The organism is Weissella sp. ESL1177 (assembly GCF_058107185.1).
The window spans coordinates 828,614-851,240 of record NZ_CM176591.1 but is presented as its reverse complement, the minus strand read 5'-3'; the positions used below and the strand labels follow the sequence as shown (position 1 = coordinate 851,240).

The following is a 22,627-nucleotide window of genomic DNA, read 5'->3' as shown; positions in this document are numbered from 1 at the left end:
TATGGCTAAAACAGGTGGGTTTGCAAATTTCACTTTGGGTGAAAAGAAAGCTGGGGCAGTGTTATTGCCGACACATTTTACCACGGCTTCATCAGCTACTAAAGCTGGTAAAAAATTTGGCAATTTAGTCCGAACTTATGCGGCAAAAGGGAGTAAAGTAACCGATGAAAACAACTATGCCCTCACCGACATAACGGATGAAGAAAATAATTTAAGACAAGTTGATGAACAAAGTTTTGGTTATGGTCCAAGGTTTTCAGCGACAGGTGACACGCAACCATTGTTTAATAGTGAGACATTAAACATGACTGAAGAAGAAATGATGACGTTAGATCAACGCTTGAATATGGCACAAGATAACGGCAATATCTTACATGAGATGGCTTTTTCGATGCGGGGTGACTGGTTAGTTGATAATGGTTTGTATGATCCTGAAACGAAACAATTGGATCAAGATAAATTAAAGCGGGCGGAACAACATATGGTAACGGAGTTATTTGCCAATGGGTTTCCTGCACCACTCGGTGAAGGACCCGATGATGTCGTTTGGTTCGGGGTTATCCACCAAGATACTGATCATCTCAATATGCATCTTTGGTTTACCAAAGAATCCAAAGAAACACGTCCTGAAATGATGCACAAAAGTGGCGATCCGTTAGGCGTACTTAACTTTAAAGCTAAACGTCAAGCTGAAAGTCAGTTCCGTTATGAATTAGAATCAGATGCCACCAAAATTAGGCGGGCAAATGTGTATGAAGCTGTTGGGGAATACCGCAAACAAATTAAAAACGGCTCACTTGAAACGTTAGATTTAACCCATAAATACACGGCGGACTTACAGAAAATTTTTGAGGTGCTGCCTAGTGACTTAAGAGGACGTTGGCGAGTTGGAAATACAACCTCATTAGTCAATGACGATACCAGTCGCATGGCGCCAGCTAATCGACAAATGAATCAATTAATTGATCAGTTATTGACTCATGAATTAAAGGATGAGTACCAATCCTTCAAAGCTGAAGCCCAAAAGATGGATGGCATGATGACCGAAACACATGGTCAGCAGCATAAAGGCCAAGTTAAATGGTCAGAAACGCAAGACCAGCGTTTACGTAAAGAACTCGCAAATGGCATTTATCGGCAATTCAATGAAACATTTAAGGCGCCAACCGAGGATGAAACAGGATCGCGTTATCAAAAGAGGCAACAAGGAAACTTTGAAAAAATACGACATCAACACGGGGTTGGGGTGACCCAAAAGTCATCTAAAGTTAAAACCATGCAACCAACGGCACAAAATCTCAATAAATTAAACCGTATGGCAAGACACATGACGAAACAAAGTCAGCAAGAAATCCGTCAAGTACGGCAAATGATGCAAGAGATGAATGAAACAATGACATTAACGGTGAGTGATGAATCGCTATCACGTCATATTTAATGGGAAATAAAATTTAACAGCAATTAATTATTTTCAAGTTTTAAACAAATCTTAAAAAGGCTGCAGGAATTAGATTGAAGATATAGTCTATAATCAATAGTATAAATATTAAATCATTAAACATACGTGCGTGGCTGAAATATGAGTTAATCATTATTTGAATTATGAGGAGTAGTATGATGGGAAATTCAATTGAAAAGAAACATTATAAGATGTATAAAGTTGGTAAAAAATGGGTTTATAGTGCTATTTCAGTAATCGGAATGGCTACGGCATTTACGGTTTTTAATCCACAAGTTTTTGCCGACTCAAATATAAAGTCAAACGAAACTTTTACACAAACTGAGGTTTATCAAAATAATGCTAAAAATGCCGATCAAGCATTAAAAGAGTCGAGTGTTACAGAAAATAATCCGACTCAAACAGTGGAGAAGGATGATCAATCAATCGGCCAAACGAATGCTAATAATGTAATAGCATTATCAGTCAATTCAGATAAAGTAAACACTACTAATAGTGGCAGTATGACCGATAATGCAAGCAAGGCAGAGACCAACGAAAATTCTAATGACGATACAGATCAAAAAGGTAATATTGATGAAAGTTCAACAACAGATGCTTCACAAGTAAATAATGTTAGTGATAGTGCAGTGAATGCGGTCAGTGAAAGTTCAGCATCAAATACAGGACAAGACAATATTAGTGAAAACGAAAATGTGACTGAAACTACTACTAATGAAGAAATAAAACCTAATAATAATGCAACAAATGATAAATCTGTAAACCAAGTAAGTAAGGTGACTGACATAGAGCCTCTTCAAAATAAGACCGGCTATTTAAATGATGGATCAGGTTGGAAGTGGTATGAAAACGGACAAACTTACACTGGCTTTAGGTATTATATGGGGACATATTACTGGTTTGATGATGGTATTCGACAGGATAACAAATGGGAAAGTGCATGGGGCTACAAGTATTACGTTGGTAACGATGGTCGTGCTGTTCAAGGAATTGTTACAATCAACGGTGTTAAATATAATTTTGGGACAAACGGCACTTTCTATGAACGACCAATGCCTCAAAGTACTCCTTTTTATTATTCACAATTAGACCAACGTTGGGCTAATACTTGGTTAAGTGGTGGTTCATTTGGTGCGACTGGTTGCGTGCCCACAAGTGTCGCTATGATTCTGAAAGGAGTTTATGGAATTGACACAACACCTCGTCAAGTTGGAAATACTGTATCACGATTTCACGCTGCCTATGGTGAGACAGGATTAGACTTAAAAACAATGGTTAACGCCTACGGGCATTCAGTACAATCGTTGTCAACACCAGCTGATGTTAAAAATGCTTTGGCGCAAGGCACACCAATTATTTTCTTTGTTAATGTTGGCATTGGTCACGCAGTTGTAGCATCTGGCTATAACCAGGGTAATACAAGAAATATTTGATCCTTATAATAAATATTACTATAACGGTTGGTACAGTGTTGATAGCGTCTTAAGTAGATTATCGAAAGATCCAGATGATTGGGATAATGGTACACCAGTATTTGCAATTAACTAGGTGATACAAAAGTTCAAAATGTTAAGTTAGATGACTGTAATAGTGGCAAAGCCATTGTACAGTTGGGTATTAGTAAAAAGCTCTCTAATTCTTTCAAACTTTATTTATTGAAAGGTTTTACTAATATCTAATTGAATAGTATTTATAGTTTACAATGAAAAAGCACCAGAACGAAGGAAAAATTCTTCATTCTGGTGCTTACATTTTAACTGATAATTTAAAGATTCGAACGATAAAAATTTGGATGGTTTAACGCAATTCTTTAACGTGTTATGCAAAATTGACAAGCCATGAGTGAAAATGAACTTGTTTTTTCATTCGTTATAACTTTCAATGGGTTACTACACACTCGGTTATTAGTGAAAGTCATAACCACTACTAAATCTATTAGGTGGAACGTTCATTACTTCAAAGAAGTGGGTAATTTGGTAATTTACTTAAAGAATCAAAACGGGGAAGGGTACGTTTCAATGTTGCCTATCTCGTCAACACAAATGGATTTAACGAATAATCATTTTTTTGAAATTGCGTAGAGTAAAAAGTTTTTGAAATCCATTTTAAATCAATAGAATATTATTTAGTTGAAAAAGTATAATATTTGAGAAAATAGCTGTAAAGGAGTAAAAATGTGTTTAGAAAGCAACAAACAAAATTAGCATAGAAATAAAATTATAAATTTAAAAAGGAGTTAAAAATGAAAAGGCCCAGATTTAATAAACATATGAATTCCGATGAATTTCAAAAATATTATTGGTATAAAACAGAATTACAGGAAATTTGTAGAACATATAAATTACCATCTTACGGAACAAAATATGAATTAACAAAATATATAGTTAGTTTTCTAGATGGAACATCTATTAAACAAATCAAACCTATCAGAAAAAGAAAGTGAAATACCAAAAAAAAATTTCTTCAAACAGAATTTCACTATCGACTCCAATTTTAGATTCAGGTTTTAGTTTAAACAGTGAAGCGAGAAATTTCTTTTGCCAATATTACGAAGTTCAAAAATTTTCATTTACTAAACCAATGGGAATTAAAATGCGAGAAATTGAACAATTGAATGATAAAAAAGCAACTGTTAAAGATTTGATAGATGCTTATGAAAACAAAAGTTTTATAGATTTATCAAAAAATAACGAAGAAAACACGTACCAATGGAACAATTTTGTGAAAGATTTTAGGAAAGATCCATTATCCAATAAGTTTAATACTTCTATGAAAGTTGCATCTATATTATGGCAACACGTCAAAAATAGTGATCAAGAAAAGAAATATAATTCGGATTTGATTAATCAACACTATGATGAAATAAAACTATTTTTAAAAAAAGAGGGTAGCTACTATGAATAACATGTATAAGAAAATTTGAACATATTTTTAAAGTAGCTACGAATAAAATTGCATATAAGAAATTTAAAAACAATAATTCATCATTAGCCGAAAAAATGCGAACTTATATTTTAGAGCATATTACATATAAGTTGAGTTTAAGAGGTTTAAGTTGTTATTTTGAGTATTCAGAGTGGTATTTAAATAATAAATTTAAAGAAAATATAATATAACAATTAAACAATATGTGCTTAAAAAAATAAAAGTTGTCAAGGAAATGTTATTAACAACAGATTTTCGCTGGTTCGCTTGTTGCAGCCGATGCAAAAGGTAACAAACTTGCTAACCAAACATTGCAAAATGGGCCTTATTTCACTTTTGGTAGCCGTTCACTCACAGTTAGTGCAATTAGAAGTTCTTATGTTTGTTTATCGATGAACCTGTTTAGTTTAATAGACAAGCCTTGGGTAGTAATTTAGTATTATCTAGGGATACTACACCTAGAAATTCGGTTCTACAATATTTGGTACTGATAGCTAATCTGACAGATTAGTCATTAGTGCTTTTTTTGTTGTTTTTGTATAATTCATTTATAAACACAAAAAAACAGACCAGCAGCCACTAGTCTGTCTCACAAAATCCCTTTGAAAGGACCTCTAACATGGATAAGTATATCAAGATTTTACTCGGAATTAAAGACACACGTATTGAATTAGATGATCAAGCCTCGGAGGTGATGACCACGGTCTTAAAAAATGGCGTTCGACAACAAATTTGGCATTTGAAATTATCTTATGATAATTATTGTCCACATTGTGCTTGTTTAATGAATAAGAATGGCATGAAATTCGTCCAACATATCGCCTCTCGTGCTGCCAATATATTTAATCAGCTAGCGATTCGCAAACAAAAATACATCTGCCCACAATGTCATCGAACAGCACTAGCTGAATTTTCTGATATTAAATCAGGTGATCATATCATGACGAATGTTAAACAAGCAGCTGCCATGGAGTTAAGTGAAAATGTTAGCCAAAAACATATCGCCCAAGCCTATAACATTTCATCACACACTGTGATGCGTCAAGCGCAAGGACTCTTTACTTACAACAAAACAAGTTTTCATTATCTACCTCAGCATATTGCTTTTGATGATTTTAAGTCTGGTAACTTTGCGGAAAATAGTGGTATGAGCATGATTTTAATGGACAGTACAACCTACCGCGTATTAGATATCATGCGTGAACGTGGCGATCATAGTCTTCGCCATTACTTTGAGCAATATTCAGCAGCAGCGCGTGCTGCTGTTAAAACCATTACCGTTGATTTATTTAGTCCTTATCGCAATATAATTCATGACTTGTTTCCACACGCTCAAATCATCGCCGACAGATTTCATGTTGTCACACAAGTTTACCGTGCATTAAACCAAACACGTATCCAAACGATGAAATCCTATGGTACAGATTCACGAGCTTATCGCCAGTTAAAGCGATATTGGAAACTGCTTTTGAAAGATGAAACCACTTTGAATTATACTGATTTTCGAAAGCGTCGAAACTATCGTTATGCTTATTTAACCGATCAAGAGGTCATCGATCGATTATTAACCTTATCACCAGAGCTACGTTCAGCTTATAATTTTTATCAAGACATCCTTTACGCCGTACGATATAAAGATTTTGAACAACTGCAAATAGCTGTTACAACAAATACGCAAGAAACTCGTTTCCAACATTTGCCAGAAACTATGAAAAAGGCCCAACGGACCTTGCGTAAGCACCTACCAGAAATTAAAAACAGTTTTATTTACCCGTTCTCAAACGGTCCCGTTGAAGGGGCTAATAACAAAATTAAAGCCATTAAACGGACTGCCTATGGTTTTCGAAACTTTAAAATGTTTCGTTTGCGCATATTAATTGCCTTCAAAGATAGTTTTTATTCGCAAAGCTACAGACAAAAAGCAACTAAATTTATGAAAAATTCAGCTGCTTAATGTTTAAGCTATTTAATTAAATAATTCTGCTATCAGTACAATTTGACCAATAACCAGAAATTCTGGCGATACTAACTTGAGTGCTGTTAAAAGCGCCGAAATTGCTGGCTTTAATAGTGGTAATGGTGGCTATCCATCAGGACAATGTACATCATTTGTTGCTGGCATTCTGGCGCACAATGGGGTTTCAGTAAAAGTAAATATCAATATCTTGGGAACGGTGCTGATTGGTCTAGAAATATCTGTACAAAACGTATTAAAGTTGATATGGCACCAACGTATGGTTCTGTTTTTTCATTTTTTTCTAAATGATAATTATAATTTTTTTTTGGAGCACCTTTGTGTATGATAAAATTAAACCGTTATATTTTATATCATTTAAAATGAGAGGAAAGTTTCGTGAAAAAACATAGAAAGTTCATTGTTTCATTTGTAGTTGCATTGTTACTATTTGTTTCTGGAGGAATATACGTAGTATATCAATATGGCCCAAGTTTTGGTTTCTATCTTGTTCCACCAACTCCCGAAAGAGATGCAATGTTCGCTTTTAATAAAATAACTTCTAAAGGTATTCATACAACAAATCGTAATCAGAAAACTAGATTAAAAATGCTTAGCAGTGAGATATCAAAGAAAAGCACATATAAAGACATGTATCCTCTGCTGAATCAAGCTTTAAAAATTAAGGGTGGTAAACATTCTTCTATATCAACGCTCCAAGAAATTAAAAAAGAAATTATACATTATAAAGCTCCAACTTTTAAGGTTAAAAATAATATTTTATACGTTCATTTGCCAGATTTTATTGGTTCATCGGCACAAGCAAAAAAATATGCGACAACTATTTATCATAGGTTGATTATACAAAAGTACAACGGAATAATTATTGATCTTAGTAATAACGGTGGTGGTGATATTGGCCCCATGTTAGCGGGAATCTCTCCAGTTATTCCAAGTGGTAAATTATTCGAGATAATTACTTCAACGGGCGACCATACAAAAGTGACTCTCAAGGGAAGTGTCGTTGAGAACATGGGAACAAAAGTGGACTTGGGCAAGATAAAAAAATTTAAAGATATACCTGTTGCAGTAATTCTAAATCAGGGAACTGCTAGCTCAGGTGAATTAACGGCTTTAGCGTTACAAACTAATACAAATGTTAAAAGTTTTGGTACTGAAACTGCCGGGTATACTAGTGTCAATGATACTGACACTATGTATAATGGTGCCCAGATAAATATAACTGTTGGTAAAATAAGAATAAATAACGGTCAGGTACTGTTCAATGACAAAATTAAGCCAGATGTCCAAAGCAGCAATCCAGTTATTCAAGCCTACAAATGGATATTAGCTCATTAAAAAAATTATATAGTTAAATTTCTTTAATGAGCAACAGCAAAAAATAAAAATGTAACTTTTCAGTAGAAACCGTTTATCTATTCTTGATTCTAACATTTGCGTACGAAATTACTTTTAGCCTATCACTTTCTAATTTTTTAGGTGTTAGTAACTTGAATTGTAGTATTGATTAAATTCAGTCAGAAAAATTAGCTATCTTAGGTTTGCATAGCTAGTGGTTTTTTAATTATTTTATGCCATCATCTACAATAGCTTTTAAATAGTACTGATAACAGAATTATTTCCTACAAGCAGTCAAAGTTATTGTTCACTTAAAAAAGAGCGCACTAAAAAAGCCTGAACTGAACACCGTAAATTGGAGTAATTTCCAAAACTTACGGTGTTTTTACTATGTTTTCAAAAGAAGTACAAATTGAATCTGTCTCAATGTATACCACCTTACAAAATACGGTTCTATAATATTTGGTACTGATAGCTAATCTGACAGATTAGTCATTAGTGCTTTTTTTGTTGTTTTTGTATAATTCATTTATAAGCACCAAAAAACAAACAACCACCCACCCACTAGTTTGTTTCACAAAATTTCTTTGAAAGGACCTCTAACATGGATAAGTATATCAAGATTGTAGAACATTTTTTATCAGATTCGCTTTTTTTAGTGAGTAAATTCATAAAAAGATTCATAAAACTAGCGTTTTTATGTTGATAATAGAATAATTGCAAATTTGTTCTAAAAAAGTAGTTAGATGAGTTACCATAATCATATGGATAATTTGCTTAATACGATCCTAACTATATCATTCATTAACTATATACTTTGATATTACAACAGTTTGATGTAATAATTTAACACTCTGTTGTATTGAATATTAATGTTTGAATAAAAATACTGTTATGTAAGATATTTAAATAAGTCAGAGGATAAGAATGTTCAATTTTTTTAAGCAAAGAAGTCATACTTATTGGGCAGTGAACACAGGCAACAAAATATTATCTACCAAAAAATTAACTGTTTGTGTATTATAGTTATTCTCACTAATTATATATGCTAGTACAAGTAGAATAGGTAAATTTAAGATGGTGATTTCAAACGTTTGTGGGTTAGATGATAGCTCACCACGGTCATACGCTTGATTCAATATACCTATAATGTATTGTATAGTAAAATTGTTGGTTGACAATTCTTTGGCTTTTTCAGTTGCTCTTTCAGGTGAAAAGGGCTTTATATGCCGAATAGCAATTAGCCTATCACGTGCAATTTCCTTAATATTTTTAATGCCTATTAAGTCGACTACTGGTATGCCTGTTGCTAAGAGCTCAATAAGGTCTTCTCGTAAACTACCAGTATTTGGTAATGTTAATTTTTTAATTACTACATTTTTTTCTAGCGTTGCTCCTATCACATCTAATTTAGTTTTCCATCTACGATAAATTGTATTTTTGTTAGTGTGAGCAGCTTTTGAAATGTCATCCATAGTTATATTAGCATAATCTTTTTCAAGAAGCATTTTCCATGTTGCATTTAATATTGCATTTTCTAGTTCTTGTCCTCGTCGACGATGTGGTTTTTCCATATAATAGGGCCTCCCATGTATTTTTTGTAATTTAAATTTTAATCTCGAAAATTGAAGTTGACATTGATAATAGGAGTAGTATTATTGTTAAGGTACTTTAAGTACCTTATAGAAAGGATGAAACAATGAAAACCTCAGTAATTACAGAAAAAGACTATCCTTCAACCGTTAAAATTGGAACAGTGCTTGTTTTAGGAGCAATTGTACCAATGTTGGACACAACTATGACAAATGTTGGTATCAATACAATTATGCGAGATTTAAATTCGACAGTCAATGTAATGCAATGGATAACTACGGCCTATGTACTAGCACTGGGATTAACTGTACCATTGGCTGGCTGGTTATTAGATCAGGTTTCTGGTCGCTTACTTCAAGAAGTATCATTAATCACCTTTATGATTGGATCGTTAGTTTCTGGTATTGCTGAATCTGTACCAGCGTTAATAATTGGTAGAATTATTCAAGGTGCAGGAGCAGGAATTATTGTAACTAGTATGAGTGCATTAGGTATTAGAGCCGCAAACGGACAAAATCTCGGTAGATTAATGTCTCTTATTGGGTTACCAATTGTTTTTGCACCAATCTTAGGGCCAACAATCGGTGGCTTTTTAATTAAATATCTGGATTGGCATTGGCTATTTTATATTAACATACCGTTAGTACTAATTGCATTAATAGCGGTTATCTTAATTTTACCTAAGTTTAGTCCGATGTCAAAAGGTGAAAAATTCGATCTGCTTGGTTTTATCTTTATTACTGGAACTTTTGCAGGTATTGTGATTGGAATTACAAACTATAGTACTGATAATATTTTTGGTAAATTATCTGTTTTATTGCCAGTATTCTTAGGAATTGATAGTTTAGTTATTTATATTATATATGCGATTAAACGGCCGTATAAAGCTCTTATTTCTTTAGACCTTTTCCGCAATACTAATTTTTCAGCTTCAACCGCATTACTTTTTTTATCTGGTTTAACAGTTAATGGTGTTATGTTTATTTTACCTCTTTATTTGCAAAATATTCGGCATCTAAGTGTTATTTGGGCGGGAATTTACTTAGTGGCACAAGGATTAGGTATGCTCGTTACGCGGACATTAGTTGGTATATTAACTGATAAGTATGGCGCTAAATGGGTCGTCATTATCTCATTAATTGGATCGGCAATGTTCACACTGCCCTTTGTGTTTTTTACAGCCGACACTGCTGAATGGTTAGTATTATTTATCCTATTTCTAATGGGACTTACACGAAGTGGCATTACAATTCCAATTATGTCAGATGCCTATACCGGATTAGTTGAGAACTTGGTTCCGCAAGCAACGGTTGTCACACGTATGGCCCAAAATATTGGTGGATCTGTTGCAACAGCTGTTTTAGCGGGTGTAATTCAAAGTATTGTTGGCAATAATATTGCAACAAATACGGCATTAAATAATGCCTATCAAACTGCTTTCATTTGGACAAGTATCGGCACATTTTTAGGGGTTATTCCAGCAATGTTCTTAAGTAATCATCTTGGAAAGAAGGGATAATAATGTTAATTCTGCTAATGATTATTTTATTTTTTGCAGTCATAATTAGTTTTTATAAACATTATAACGTTTTAGGAAGTATTGGCATCGTCTTACTAGTTATAGTTCAAGTTAGTTTGTTGTTAGATTCGCAGTACCATTATGCTACTAAATTGAAGAATAATATGGTTGTTTCGCAAATAGCGCCAATTACTAGTATCCATGGTAATCATATTATGGTTATAAAAAAAGTTAATGAGGGGCGAAAAATATATCATATTTTTATTACCAAAAATAAAATTAACTTAAAAAATAATATTATTATGAACAAAGATAAAAAGGTCATTGTTAATAAAACAAATACGAAGGAAAATAGGCTTATAACCAATAATTATCGATATAAATATACAAATAAATTAGTTAGCATTTTATTTGCGGGTATTACCAATCAAAACCAAATAGAAAGGCAAGTTATTAGTTATGACATTGGTAATAATTGGTATCTTTTAAATGAAAAAAAGATAAAGTCAGTCATGGGAAGATTAAGATCTGAACAATTCCAAAATGAGTTAACTGTTGATGTTAAGGTAGGCCTTCAGAAAGAAATAAATAAAAATCCAAACTTACTTCAGGAACCACAGAAACTTAAAAACATTCAAAAAAAAGTATTAACACAAAAAGTTGGTTTACTTTTAAAAAATTATGAATCTGAAAAGTGAAAATAAATCGGTTCTAAATATAAAGACAAAATTAAGATTTTAAGCTTAGTAATTTTTGTTTTGAATATACATTTAATAAAAGATGTTGATGGGCACATGAAACAATGTCTTCGAAAGTTTTAGAGGTTTTCTCGACTATATTCAGTAAATAATTATAGTAGGTAGATTTAGTAGTTATCGTAAGATAATTCTGGCTGCTAAACCTTGTGGTGCATATCTTTTTTACAATGGCAATTATGTTTTAGAATAGTGTTTATCAAATACAATGTGCTTACCCTTAATTCTAATAAAATATTAATATGGTGCTTATCCGCATTGAGCTTCCCTTTTATTTAAAGGAATTATATGAAACAGACTGGGTTGAAGCTAGTCTGTTTTTTATATATAACAATAAATAAAAAATACAGATAAATATTTCTTATTAGTAATCTAGAAAGTGAAGCTCTATTATTGACACACCGTTTAATTGCTTATATATATTTAAATACATATAATCTATATTATTTGTTTTATTATTAATGCTATTTTAGTATAAATCGATACAAATTTTTTAATACTAGTCTACGGCTAAAGATAATTGCTGAACCCCTAGTCGTATATCAACGTATTCAATTTAAATTTTTGTAAAGCATAATAAACTCCATAAGTTTTGATAATTACGGTTCTACAATATTTGGGACTGATAGCTAATCTGTCAGATTAGCTATCAGTCCCTTTTTCTTTGTTTTTTATATAATTTATGACAAGAACAAAAAACAGACTAGTTCCAACTAGTCTGCTAAATAAAAATATATCTGCCTACAATGTCATGTGATAGCAATAGCTAAAAATTCTGATATTAAATCAGGTGATCATATCATGAATAATGTTAAACAAGCAGCCGCTATGGAATTAAGTGAATATATTAGTTAGAACATATTGACCAAGCCTATATAATATTTCGCCGCATACTGTGATGTGATAAGCACAAGGCGACTTTTTACTGTTTTCATTATCTACTTCAGTATGATTCATGACTTGTTTACACATTACCAAATCATCGCAGATAGATTTGATATTGTAACAGAAGTTTACCGTGCACTAATAACTATACATTCCGTATCCAAACAATGAAAACTATGATGCAGAATCACGAGCCTCTCGGCAATTAAAATACTGTTGAAAACTACTTTTGAAAGACGAAACAAACTTTTAAACGACACCATTTTTCGAAAGCTTCGTAACTATCAATATACCCAATTAATTTAATGGATCAAGAAGATGTTAATCATTTATTAGTTTTATCACCAGAACTGCGAGCAGCCTATAACTTTTAGCAAGATATACTATACGATGTTTACCGTAAAGATTTTACAGTACTACAAACAACTATCACAATAGATACGTAAGTTCTGTCGATCCTTTTTTTTCATACCAACTACCTGAAAAAACCATGAGAAAGGCCCAATGGACCTTGTGTAAGCACCTACCAGAAATTAAAAATAGTTTTATTTACCTGTTCTAAGACGGTCCTATTGAGGTAGCAAATAACAAAATTAAAGCCATTAAAGGTTTCCGTGATTTTAAGCTATTTCGTTTACGCATATTAATTACTTTCGTAAGATAGGCTTTACTTTCAAAATTATACACAAAAACAGCTAAATTTATAAAAATTAATCTGTTTAATATTTAGATTGTTCAATTAATATAATTCTGTTATCAGTAGCGTTTAACGATTAGCTATAATTATGTCAACTTAAGGGGTTTAGTTTATTAATATAAATTAACTAATTAAGGTTCTTTTTAAAATACGAAATAGTACTATTCCATGTTTCATAAGTATCAATCATAGTCAGCTTTTTATCTGTATCTTTGTATCGGTTATTAGGTTGGAATGGAACCGTCAACATGTGTCCTGCATTTTCAACATAATGTGAATTAAATTGATGTTGAAAATTATGTTGAGCTAATCTTTTTTGAATTCGTTTGCTTGCTTGTAATGCATTCCAAATTTCATCTTTTGACGATGCAATGCATAGAATATTACCATTGATTTGTTCAACAGGAATTTCGTAAGGACTATTTTCATTTACCATAGGAAATTCTTTATGAGTAAGTTTAGCAAAAATAAAATTTTTAAATATGAACGGAAAATAGCTAATAGGCTTACCTTTATACGACCATGATGACGTTCGCGTTGGTAATCCTTTACTACTAATGCCTTCATAAACTATATTTGAAGGTGAATTAACCACAACGCATTTAATTTCATTAAAATAGCTTGCTGCAAGTAAAGCAAATTCTGCTCCTTTTGATCGACCGTAAATACCAATATATCTGTTATTGATTATTTTTTGAGATTTTAAAAATGATATGGATTCTTCAATTATTTCTAATGGAATCTGACTTAAATTATTTGTTAAATTTTCCATTCTAAAATAACCAATTGCTAGTGTTGCAAAACCGTGATTAGCTAATAGTTGTGCTATTGCTTGCGCTTTTTCAATACCACCTTCACTACCACTTAGTACTAAAATTACAGGTAGATTAGATTCATTTTCTGGGTAGAAAAATCTAGCTTTAAATGTATTTTTTTCTAATAGTTTATGTTTAATTTTTTTATTGATGAAAAAGCGTTTAATACGACACTGATCTATAATTTTATCATTAATTAATGCAGTAATTTCAAAAATACAAAATTCATTTAAAGGTGTTGTATTACTTTTTTCTTTATTATTGAGATGCTTTTTTTCAAAAGGAATTAAAAAAGTTAAGACCCCCATAGGGTAAATACCTGTATAAGTACCAGATAAACTAGGGAAAGTATTTAAATTAACTAATCCATTACTATTACTTCGAAACGTATTCCTTGATTTCCATTTACTATTTTTACTTATTTTTTTTGGTGCATTAATACAGTAGTATGGAGATACTGTACGCACTACTATTTCTACGTTGGTTAGAGGAGGTAAATTTTCGAGTTGTATATCAATAACCTCATCAATAGCTGAAGCTTTTTTTTGAATGTTAAAATGTTTCATATCAGTTGCTATCCTTTATATTTTAATCTTTCCAAGGCAAAGAGTCCCAAGCATTTTCAACTTCATCCATTAGTTTAATTATCAAGTTAAGATCCTCATCAGAAAATTTAGATAGAATCTCTTGTAATCTATTTTCTAAATATTGTTGTTGCTTTTGGTGTTTTTTAAAAATTTCATTTCCTTCTTGGGTTAATACTAATGCTGATTTTTTAATGTTTGATTCTAGTCGAATTTTTTTAATAATCCCCTTTGATTCCAATTTACTAGTTAATTGTGATGCTGCACTGTTAGATATTTGTCTTTTAGTGGCTAATTTATTAAGACTGATATTCTTATTTTTACCAATCGTAACAATCGTGTGAATTTCCGCAGTATTAAATCCATCAATAATGTGTTGGTTAGTTTTTAAATTATCATATTTAATCATAAATTGATTAAAATGATTAAAAAAAGTATTCGTAGACACTGTGTTATCTTCCTTCAATAATTAAGTCACTTAACAGTATAGCATAATAGTTAAGTGACTTAATTATTATTGTGTTAAAAATATAATTTAAGCATTCAAAATCATTGTATAAGTCCTGTATTAGATTGATAAATAAATTAGGATAATTACCATCAATGATGGAGACTATTTAAACGGAGAATGTGGATGATTATTCTAAAGGAAAGGCTTTTAATTTTTATATGAAGTGTTTGTTAAAATCAACATGTTTTCAGAAGCATTAATCATGGATCATTATTTTTTGGGAATTGTTCCAATTATATTGTAAATTCAAGGAATGAAAATTAGAATAAACAGGATATTTTGTATCAGCATCATAATGTTAATCATCAATTTGTGGAATGATAATTTTGTGGGAACGGTGTTTTGTGAAAATATATTTAAAATAAATAAGAAGGTTGAAAAGTGAATTATGAATGATTATTTATTAAGTATATTTAAGATTGTAATTAAAAACATTATATGGTTGAAGTCAAAATTGAAGGGATGATTAAATGTCTAATTGGTTAGGAAAATTTTAGTATTAAATTGTTTTTCGACCAATTTTATTTGGCTCTGTTCATTGTTGTAGTAATAGATTAGATATAATTAGTGACGAAAATTTTTAACTTGTCATAGCTTTGATAGTAATTGTTATGAACGACTCTTACTGTCAAGATAAGAGAGAAACTTTCTGCCATAGCTGTACACATAGATAAGTCGATTTGTTAATCATACTTTTAAATACGAAATTGCCAACTAAACGCAATATATATTAATGATTTTTATATTTAAATATCTAATTATAGTGAACTGTTAAATGATAGTTTAACGTTGGTATATTATGCAATAGTTCATTTAATGTTTTTATAACAGAATCGGCAGTTTTAATAAAGATTAATATTTCAAATAATAATCTCGTTACTATATCAATACATACCTTATAACATGCTCGTCTAGAAATTGCACCTGATCCCTAACAAATTTCTGTAACATCTGTAAGTACTTACTGATAAGGACGATCCCTTATAAATTAATGTTTAACTTGGATTTGTACAATGTGACCAACTTTTGCTAACGTCTAAATTATATTTACGAGTTATTCGATTAAACGTAGTACAAAGAATGTCGTTCATTTCCATGTTTATGATTTTTAACGGTTGGTATTAAAGATTTGATTATGTAGTTTCTGGGTGGCACAACGATAACTACTGTTGGAAATTTCAGCCACCTGAAGGATTTTTAACTTTAATTATTGTTTTAGCATAGTTATTACTACCGTTTTGTAATTTTTTTCTTGTTTAGTCATAGTTTTCTTTTGTTTCTGTTTATTAGGCTTCAGTTGTCCTAATTCCAGGACTTTTATCATTTTCAAATAATAACTAGGCTAAGCATATGAAATTTTTAGTTGTTACTAGAGGTGAAACTATTTGCTCAAGATATCATCAAATTTCCTTTAAATTACCTTTATTTTAAGTGAATATTATTAATTTTTATTACTTCGACTAGCGTCTTTTATATCATACTTACTAAGTTTTTTAATTTAAATTAAGAATAGTATTTATGCCTTTAGTTCAAAATTTTTCTTGTATTTTGTAAGGCAAAATACCTTGTGACAGTTTCAATTTGTACTTCTTTTGAAAACATATTAAAAAGCTATTTTCATTTTAATTTTTTTGAGGTTTTTAGGGTGATACCTTAATTATTTATATGCGACTTTAAGATCAGTAAGTTTTTTACGGTATATATCATTATAAAGGTTAAAATTTTTTGCTTTGTTATTGCCTTTGGAAAATTTTAACTTGTGATTGTTCATTGATTTTTAGAGATGTTATGTACTTTTCAAGCTTTGCTTTTTATTTAATAATAATAATGTGTTATATTTAAGGTGTAATTAAGAAATTGCACATTACTATAATAATATAGGGGGTTTTGATAATGAATGCAAAATTACATTATAAGATGTATAAGGCTGGTAAACGTTGGTTATTTGGAACTATTATGACTGTATCTATGGGAACTGGTATTGTAGCAATGAATAGTGTAGTTCAAGCTGATACTAATGTATCAGATATACAAACTAGTGGAGAAGTAAGTAAAAGTAATGAAGTATCAGCCTCACAAGCTAGTAGCAGTGAAGTAAGTAAAAGTAATGAAGCATCAGCCTCACAAGCTAGTAGCAGTGAAGTAAGTAAAAGTAATGAAGTATCAGCCTCACAAGCTAGTAGCAGTGAAGTAAGTAAAAGTAATGAAGTATCAGCCTCACAAGCTAGTAGCAGTGAAGTAAGTAAAAGTAATGAAGCATCAGCCTCACAAGCTAGTAGCAGTGAAGTAAGTAAAAGTAATGAAGTATCAGCCTCACAAGCTAGTAGCAGTGAAGTAAGTAAAAGTAATGAAGTATCAGCCTCACAAGCTAGTAGCAGTGAAGTAAGTAAAAGTAATGAAGTATCAGCTTCACAAGCTAGTAGCAGTGAAGTAAGTAAAAGTAATGAAGTATCAGCCTCACAAGCTAGTAGCAGTGAAGTAAGTAAAAGTAATGAAGTATCAGCTTCACAAGCTAGTAGCAGTGAAGTAAGTAAAAGTAATGAAGCATCAGCCTCACAAGCTAGTAGCAGTGAAGTAAGTAAAAGTAATGAAGTATCAGCCTCACAGACCAGCGATAAAAATATTGTAAATGAGAACAACCAAATTCAAAAATCAAGTGAGCCTATTAATGTAACAAATAATGTTACAAAAACTGAACGACAAGCTAAAAAAGCAGAAATAAAAAAGCAACATGTTTCAAAAAATAGCACGGTTTCAGTTTCTTATCAAACTTTTTTGAAAAGAGTAGGCCTAAAGGCTAATGAGATAACACATGTGACTAAAGAAAATTTTTTGGATTATTTTGATTTAGATGGGGATGCCACCTATGATGCGGAAACGGGTGTTGTTACTCTTGTACCAGATGAAAATGATAAGGTTGGAAATTTCACATTAAAGAATAAAATTGATTTAAACCAAAGTTTCCAGTTGGTTGGGCAAATTAATTTGGGTGATGATTCTAATGGTGCTGATGGGATCGGTATGGCATTTCATAATGGTAATACCTCAGATATTGGTGTATCTGGTGGTAGTAATGGTATGGGAAATCTAGAACATGCAGTTGGGTTTAAATTAGACACTTGGCATAATGATGCTGCAAATCCTAATCCTGATGCTACCTCTGCTTCAGATCAATTTGGAACATCAGCAGATCCTAATACGAATGGTGAACCATTTGGTGGCTTTGTTACGACAACATATAAGCATCCAAACGATAATGATGCTTATCCTGAAGTATGGTGGCCAGAAACAGCCCAAAATGAAGGTGAAGATGGATATCAAGTCATTGGTAATGATGCTGTTGATGGACAATATCATGATTTTACAATAAATTATGACGGTACAACACATGAATTAATTGTAACCTATGATACTAGTAGTGGTGTTTTAACATGGCGTAAAACAATTGATATTGATAATTATGATAATAATTTAGCTGCTTTTATGATGTCCGCTTCAACTGGTTGGGCAAAAAATTTACATCTATTTAAAATAACTAGTTTTGATTATTATGGTAGTGAAAATGCACTCATTCATTTTATAGATGGTACGACAGGTCAAGAACTTGAAACTGAGGAAATTAATGGTTTACCTGGCGAGTCAATTGATTATGATGCAAGTGAAAAAATAAATGGTTATCTAAATCAAGGATATGAGTTACAAAATAATGAGTTAACACCAGGCTTGGTCTATGATAATGATGAATTGGTGGATCAGGAATTTAATATTACTTTAGTTCACGGACAAGTGACAATTAATGCAGCTAATCCGGTAGTCCCTGGTAGTCCAATTAATACGGATGATCCTAATAGTCCAGTTTATCCTTCTGGGACGGATTTTAATTCTGTATCTCATAATGTTTCACAGACAATTAACTATCAATTTGCTGATGGGACGACGGCAGCACCTGCTGCTAAAGATGCTGTGACGTTTAATCGTGATGTTGTTGTTGATAAAGTTACGGGAGAAATATTATCAACAGGAGATTGGCAAGCAGTTAATGATGATACTTCTTTTGATGAAGTATCATCTCCTGTAGTAGATGGTTATTATGCGGATACTAGTAAGATTGATGCGGTTAATGATTTGACAGAGGATAGTCAAGACTCTAACCAAGTGGTTACTTATGAACCAATTGGTCAAGTTGTCATTAGTTCACCTGATGATGATTTTCCTAATGCAGGGACAATTACTTATCCAAATAATCCCAATGATGCTACGACTGTCGGTTCAGTGACGTTGCCAGAAGTACCAGGTTATACAGCATTTGATGCTGATGGTAATGAAATGCTACCGGGAACGGTTATTACACCAACTAATCCGGGTGAAAATACAAATATAATTTATCGACGTGATACTGGTACAGTCACGGTTAACTATGTCGATCAAGATGATAATTCATTAAAAGATCAAACCATTATTAATGGAAATACGGGTGATAATTATGAAACACAATCTCCGGTTATTAATGGCTATTATTTAACGGCTCAGCCGGGAAATGCAACTGGTGTTATTGATAAGGCGGGGACAACGGTCACCTATAAGTATGCACTTGTTGGTTCATTAGTTGCCACATCAGATGATCCTGATTTCCCAGGGGTTGACGCAGTACCATATCCTAATGATGCTAGTGATCCAACAAAAGTTGGCACAGTCACGATACCAGAAGTACCAGGTTACACAGCGTATGGTGTTGATGGTAATAAATTAGATCCAGGTACTGTCATTACACCAGCAAATCGTGGTGAAAATACGAACATACATTATGTGCGAGATACAGGTAAAGTGACTGTTCATTACGTAGACAAAGCAGGCAATAGTATTGACAATTCTGTCATTATTGAAGGGAATACTGGTGACAATTATCAATCTGATTCTAAAGTTATTAATGGTTATGTCTTAGATTCTGTTCCTGAAAATGCCACAGGATCAATTACTAATGATGAAACAGATGTGACATATGTATACGAGCCCGTTGGTGCATTGGTGCCTAGTTCAACGGATCCTAATTTTCCAAATATAGATAATGTTGTTTATCCAAATGATGATAATGATCCAACTCAGGTTGGTACAGTTACGGTACCAGAAGTACCAGGTTACACAGCTTATGATGTCGATGGCAGTAAATTAGCACCAGGGACGGTTATTACGCCAGCTGATGCAGCTGTTAATACACCAATTATTTATCAACGTGATACTGGTACAATGACAGTTCATTATGTTGATGAAAATGGTAATGAATTGTCTGATTCAGATATGACAACAGGAGGAACTGGTGATGAATACACTAGTGATGCTAAAGTTATTAATGGTTATGTGTTAAAAGCAATACCTGCAAACAGTACTGGTAAGTTTGAAAATGGCAATGTTGATGTTAACTATATTTATGAACCAGTTGGCCATGTAATCATTAGTTCAACAGATCCTGATTTTCCAAATCCGGGTGACATGACGTACGAAAATGACCCAAATGATCCAAGTAAGGTGTTGTCAGTGACCGTACCGGATGTACCAGGTTACATTGCTATTGATCATAGTGGTACCGTAGTAGCGCCAGGTACCGTAGTATCGATTGATAATCCAGGTGAGGATACACCATTAACTTATGTTAAAGCAGATGGTACTGTGGTGACGCATTATGTTGATGAAAATGGCAGTGAAATTGAAAATAGTACGACGACTAATGGCGTTTTGGGTGACGACTATACGACAACAGCCCCAGTTATCAATGGTTATGTCTTAGTTGAGACACCTGCCAATAGTACGGGAACAGTGACAACAGGTCAGACAGATGTGACGTATACGTATGCCCCAGTTGGAGCTTTAGTAGCAACATCAGATGATCCTAACTTTCCTGCGCAAACGCCAGTCACTTATCCAAATGATGATAGTGATCCAACCCAGGTAGGAACAGTCACAGTGCCAGCAGTACCAGGTTATACGGCAGTTGATAGTGATGGCCATGAGTTAGCGCCAGGAACGGTCATAACACCAACGGATCCAACGAAGGATACCACGATTAATTACGTACCAGTTACTAAGACAGGACAAGTGGTAACGCATTATGTTGATGCTGCAGGTAATGAGTTAGCACCAAGTACAACAATGACAAACAATCAAGGTGACGACTATACGACAACAGCCCCAGTTATCAATGGTTATGTCTTAGTCGAGACACCTGCCAATAGTACAGGAACAGTGACAACAGATCAGACAGATGTAACGTATACGTATGCCCCAGTTGGAGCCTTAGTAGCAACATCAGATGATCCTAATTTCCCTGCGCAAACGCCAGTCACTTATCCAAATGATGATAGTGATCCAACCCAGGTAGGAACAGTCACAGTGCCAGCAGTACCAGGTTATACGGCAGTTGATAGTGATGGCCATGAGTTAGCGCCAGGAACGGTCATAACACCAACGAATCCAACGAAGGATACCACGATTAATTACGTACCAGTTACTAAGACAGGACAAGTGGTAACGCATTATGTTGATGCTGCAGGTAATGAGTTAGCACCAAGTACAACAATGACAAACAATCAAGGTGACGACTATACGACAACAGCCCCAGTTATCAATGGTTATGTCTTAGTCGAGACACCTGCCAATAGTACAGGAACAGTGACAACAGATCAGACAGATGTAACGTATACGTATGCCCCAGTTGGAGCCTTAGTAGCAACATCAGATGATCCTAACTTCCCTGCGCAAACGCCAGTCACTTATCCAAATGATGATAGTGATCCAACCCAGGTAGGGACAGTCACAGTGCCAGCAGTACCAGGTTATACGGCAGTTGATAGTGATGGCCATGAGTTAGCGCCAGGAACGGTCATAACACCAACGGATCCAACGAAGGATACCACGATTAAGTATGTGTTAAACAGGGCTGTAAATGGTCAGATAATTATTCATTATGTTGATCAACATGGTAATGTAATTGCAACAAGTGATACCTTAACTGGTAAAATAGGAACTAGGTACACTACTCAAGGTAAGCAAATTACAGGTTATGTTTTAATTCATGTGCCTAATAATTCTGATGGATTATTTAGTAGTGGTGATATTGATATAGTTTATGTTTATAAAGAAATACAAGAAAGTGATAGTAATCACCATAGTAATGGCATGAATATGACTAGTAATTATACTACTAGTAGTGGAATTAATATAAATACTAATCAAAATCAAAAAGATGTCGTTCAAAATTCATTAGGTCATAGGGTAAATAAACAACTTCAATACTCAGATAGCAATAATAAGAAAGTGGTGTTACCTCAAACAAATGTAAATAATAATCAAAGCAATAAGGAAAATGTTATAGTATCTAGTTTATTTGCTATATTAAGTATTTTATTAGGTGGTTTTGGGATATTCAATAAAAAGAAGAGAAAAAATAAAAACTAAACCTTGAAGGAAGGTTTAGTGTGATGCTAGTATATCATTTAGTTGAGTTTGCAAAAATTGTTCGTGAATTAGTGCGGATGTCAGAATTATTTAATTGAATGGCTTAAACAAAAAGCAACTGA

The 22,627-nt window shown here is 32.8% G+C and carries 10 protein-coding genes and 1 pseudogene; 8 read left to right on the top strand and 3 right to left on the bottom strand.

The window, feature by feature from the left end:
* The first annotated feature begins 1 nt into the window (after position 1).
* From mobP2 to AC3B5D_RS03995, 5 genes and pseudogenes are all read left to right on the top strand, one after another.
* Positions 2-1,438, top strand: a complete 1,437-nt coding sequence (gene mobP2 / locus AC3B5D_RS04015) for a MobP2 family relaxase (RefSeq protein ID WP_489839386.1) — start codon at positions 2-4, stop codon at positions 1,436-1,438.
* A gap of 176 nt (positions 1,439-1,614) precedes the next feature.
* Positions 1,615-2,892: a KxYKxGKxW signal peptide domain-containing protein gene (locus AC3B5D_RS04010; protein WP_489839387.1), complete on the top strand. Its 1,278-nt coding sequence runs from the start codon at positions 1,615-1,617 to the stop codon at positions 2,890-2,892.
* A gap of 809 nt (positions 2,893-3,701) precedes the next feature.
* Positions 3,702-4,363 (top strand): annotated as a pseudogene (locus tag AC3B5D_RS04005) (SAP domain-containing protein).
* Positions 4,364-5,003: 640 nt separating this feature from the next.
* The gene (locus AC3B5D_RS04000; protein WP_489839388.1) at positions 5,004-6,338 is read left to right on the top strand and encodes an ISL3 family transposase; all 1,335 of its coding nucleotides are present in this window, start codon (positions 5,004-5,006) and stop codon (positions 6,336-6,338) included.
* Between the two features lie 399 nt (positions 6,339-6,737).
* A complete protein-coding gene (locus tag AC3B5D_RS03995; protein ID WP_489839390.1) occupies positions 6,738-7,697 on the top strand; it encodes a S41 family peptidase in 960 nt (319 codons plus the stop codon).
* Positions 7,698-8,656: 959 nt separating this feature from the next.
* On the opposite strand, the gene AC3B5D_RS03990 is transcribed toward AC3B5D_RS03995, so the two are convergent.
* Positions 8,657-9,271 carry a TetR/AcrR family transcriptional regulator gene (locus AC3B5D_RS03990; protein ID WP_489839391.1) on the bottom strand — a complete coding sequence of 205 codons (615 nt, stop codon included), beginning with the start codon at positions 9,269-9,271 and terminating at the stop codon, positions 8,657-8,659.
* A gap of 125 nt (positions 9,272-9,396) precedes the next feature.
* On the opposite strand from AC3B5D_RS03990, the gene AC3B5D_RS03985 reads away from it, so the two are divergent.
* Both AC3B5D_RS03985 and AC3B5D_RS03980 read left to right on the top strand, forming a co-directional pair.
* On the top strand, positions 9,397-10,809 hold the full coding sequence (locus AC3B5D_RS03985) for a DHA2 family efflux MFS transporter permease subunit (RefSeq protein WP_489839392.1): 1,413 nt from the start codon (positions 9,397-9,399) through the stop codon (positions 10,807-10,809).
* Positions 10,810-10,811: 2 nt separating this feature from the next.
* On the top strand, positions 10,812-11,507 hold the full coding sequence (locus tag AC3B5D_RS03980) for a DUF4811 domain-containing protein (protein ID WP_489878292.1): 696 nt from the start codon (positions 10,812-10,814) through the stop codon (positions 11,505-11,507).
* A 1,766-nt stretch (positions 11,508-13,273) separates the two neighbouring features.
* On the opposite strand, the gene AC3B5D_RS03975 is transcribed toward AC3B5D_RS03980, so the two are convergent.
* On the bottom strand, positions 13,274-14,527 hold the full coding sequence (locus tag AC3B5D_RS03975; RefSeq protein WP_489839393.1) for an acyl-CoA thioesterase/bile acid-CoA:amino acid N-acyltransferase family protein: 1,254 nt from the start codon (positions 14,525-14,527) through the stop codon (positions 13,274-13,276).
* Positions 14,528-14,549: 22 nt separating this feature from the next.
* Entirely contained in the window at positions 14,550-14,993 is a 444-nt protein-coding gene (locus tag AC3B5D_RS03970; protein WP_489839394.1) for a MarR family winged helix-turn-helix transcriptional regulator, read from the bottom strand.
* 1,956 nt (positions 14,994-16,949) lie between these two features.
* On the opposite strand from AC3B5D_RS03970, the gene AC3B5D_RS03965 reads away from it, so the two are divergent.
* Positions 16,950-22,505 carry a MucBP domain-containing protein gene (locus AC3B5D_RS03965; protein WP_489839395.1) on the top strand — a complete coding sequence of 1,852 codons (5,556 nt, stop codon included), beginning with the start codon at positions 16,950-16,952 and terminating at the stop codon, positions 22,503-22,505.
* Positions 22,506-22,627: the final 122 nt, after the last annotated feature.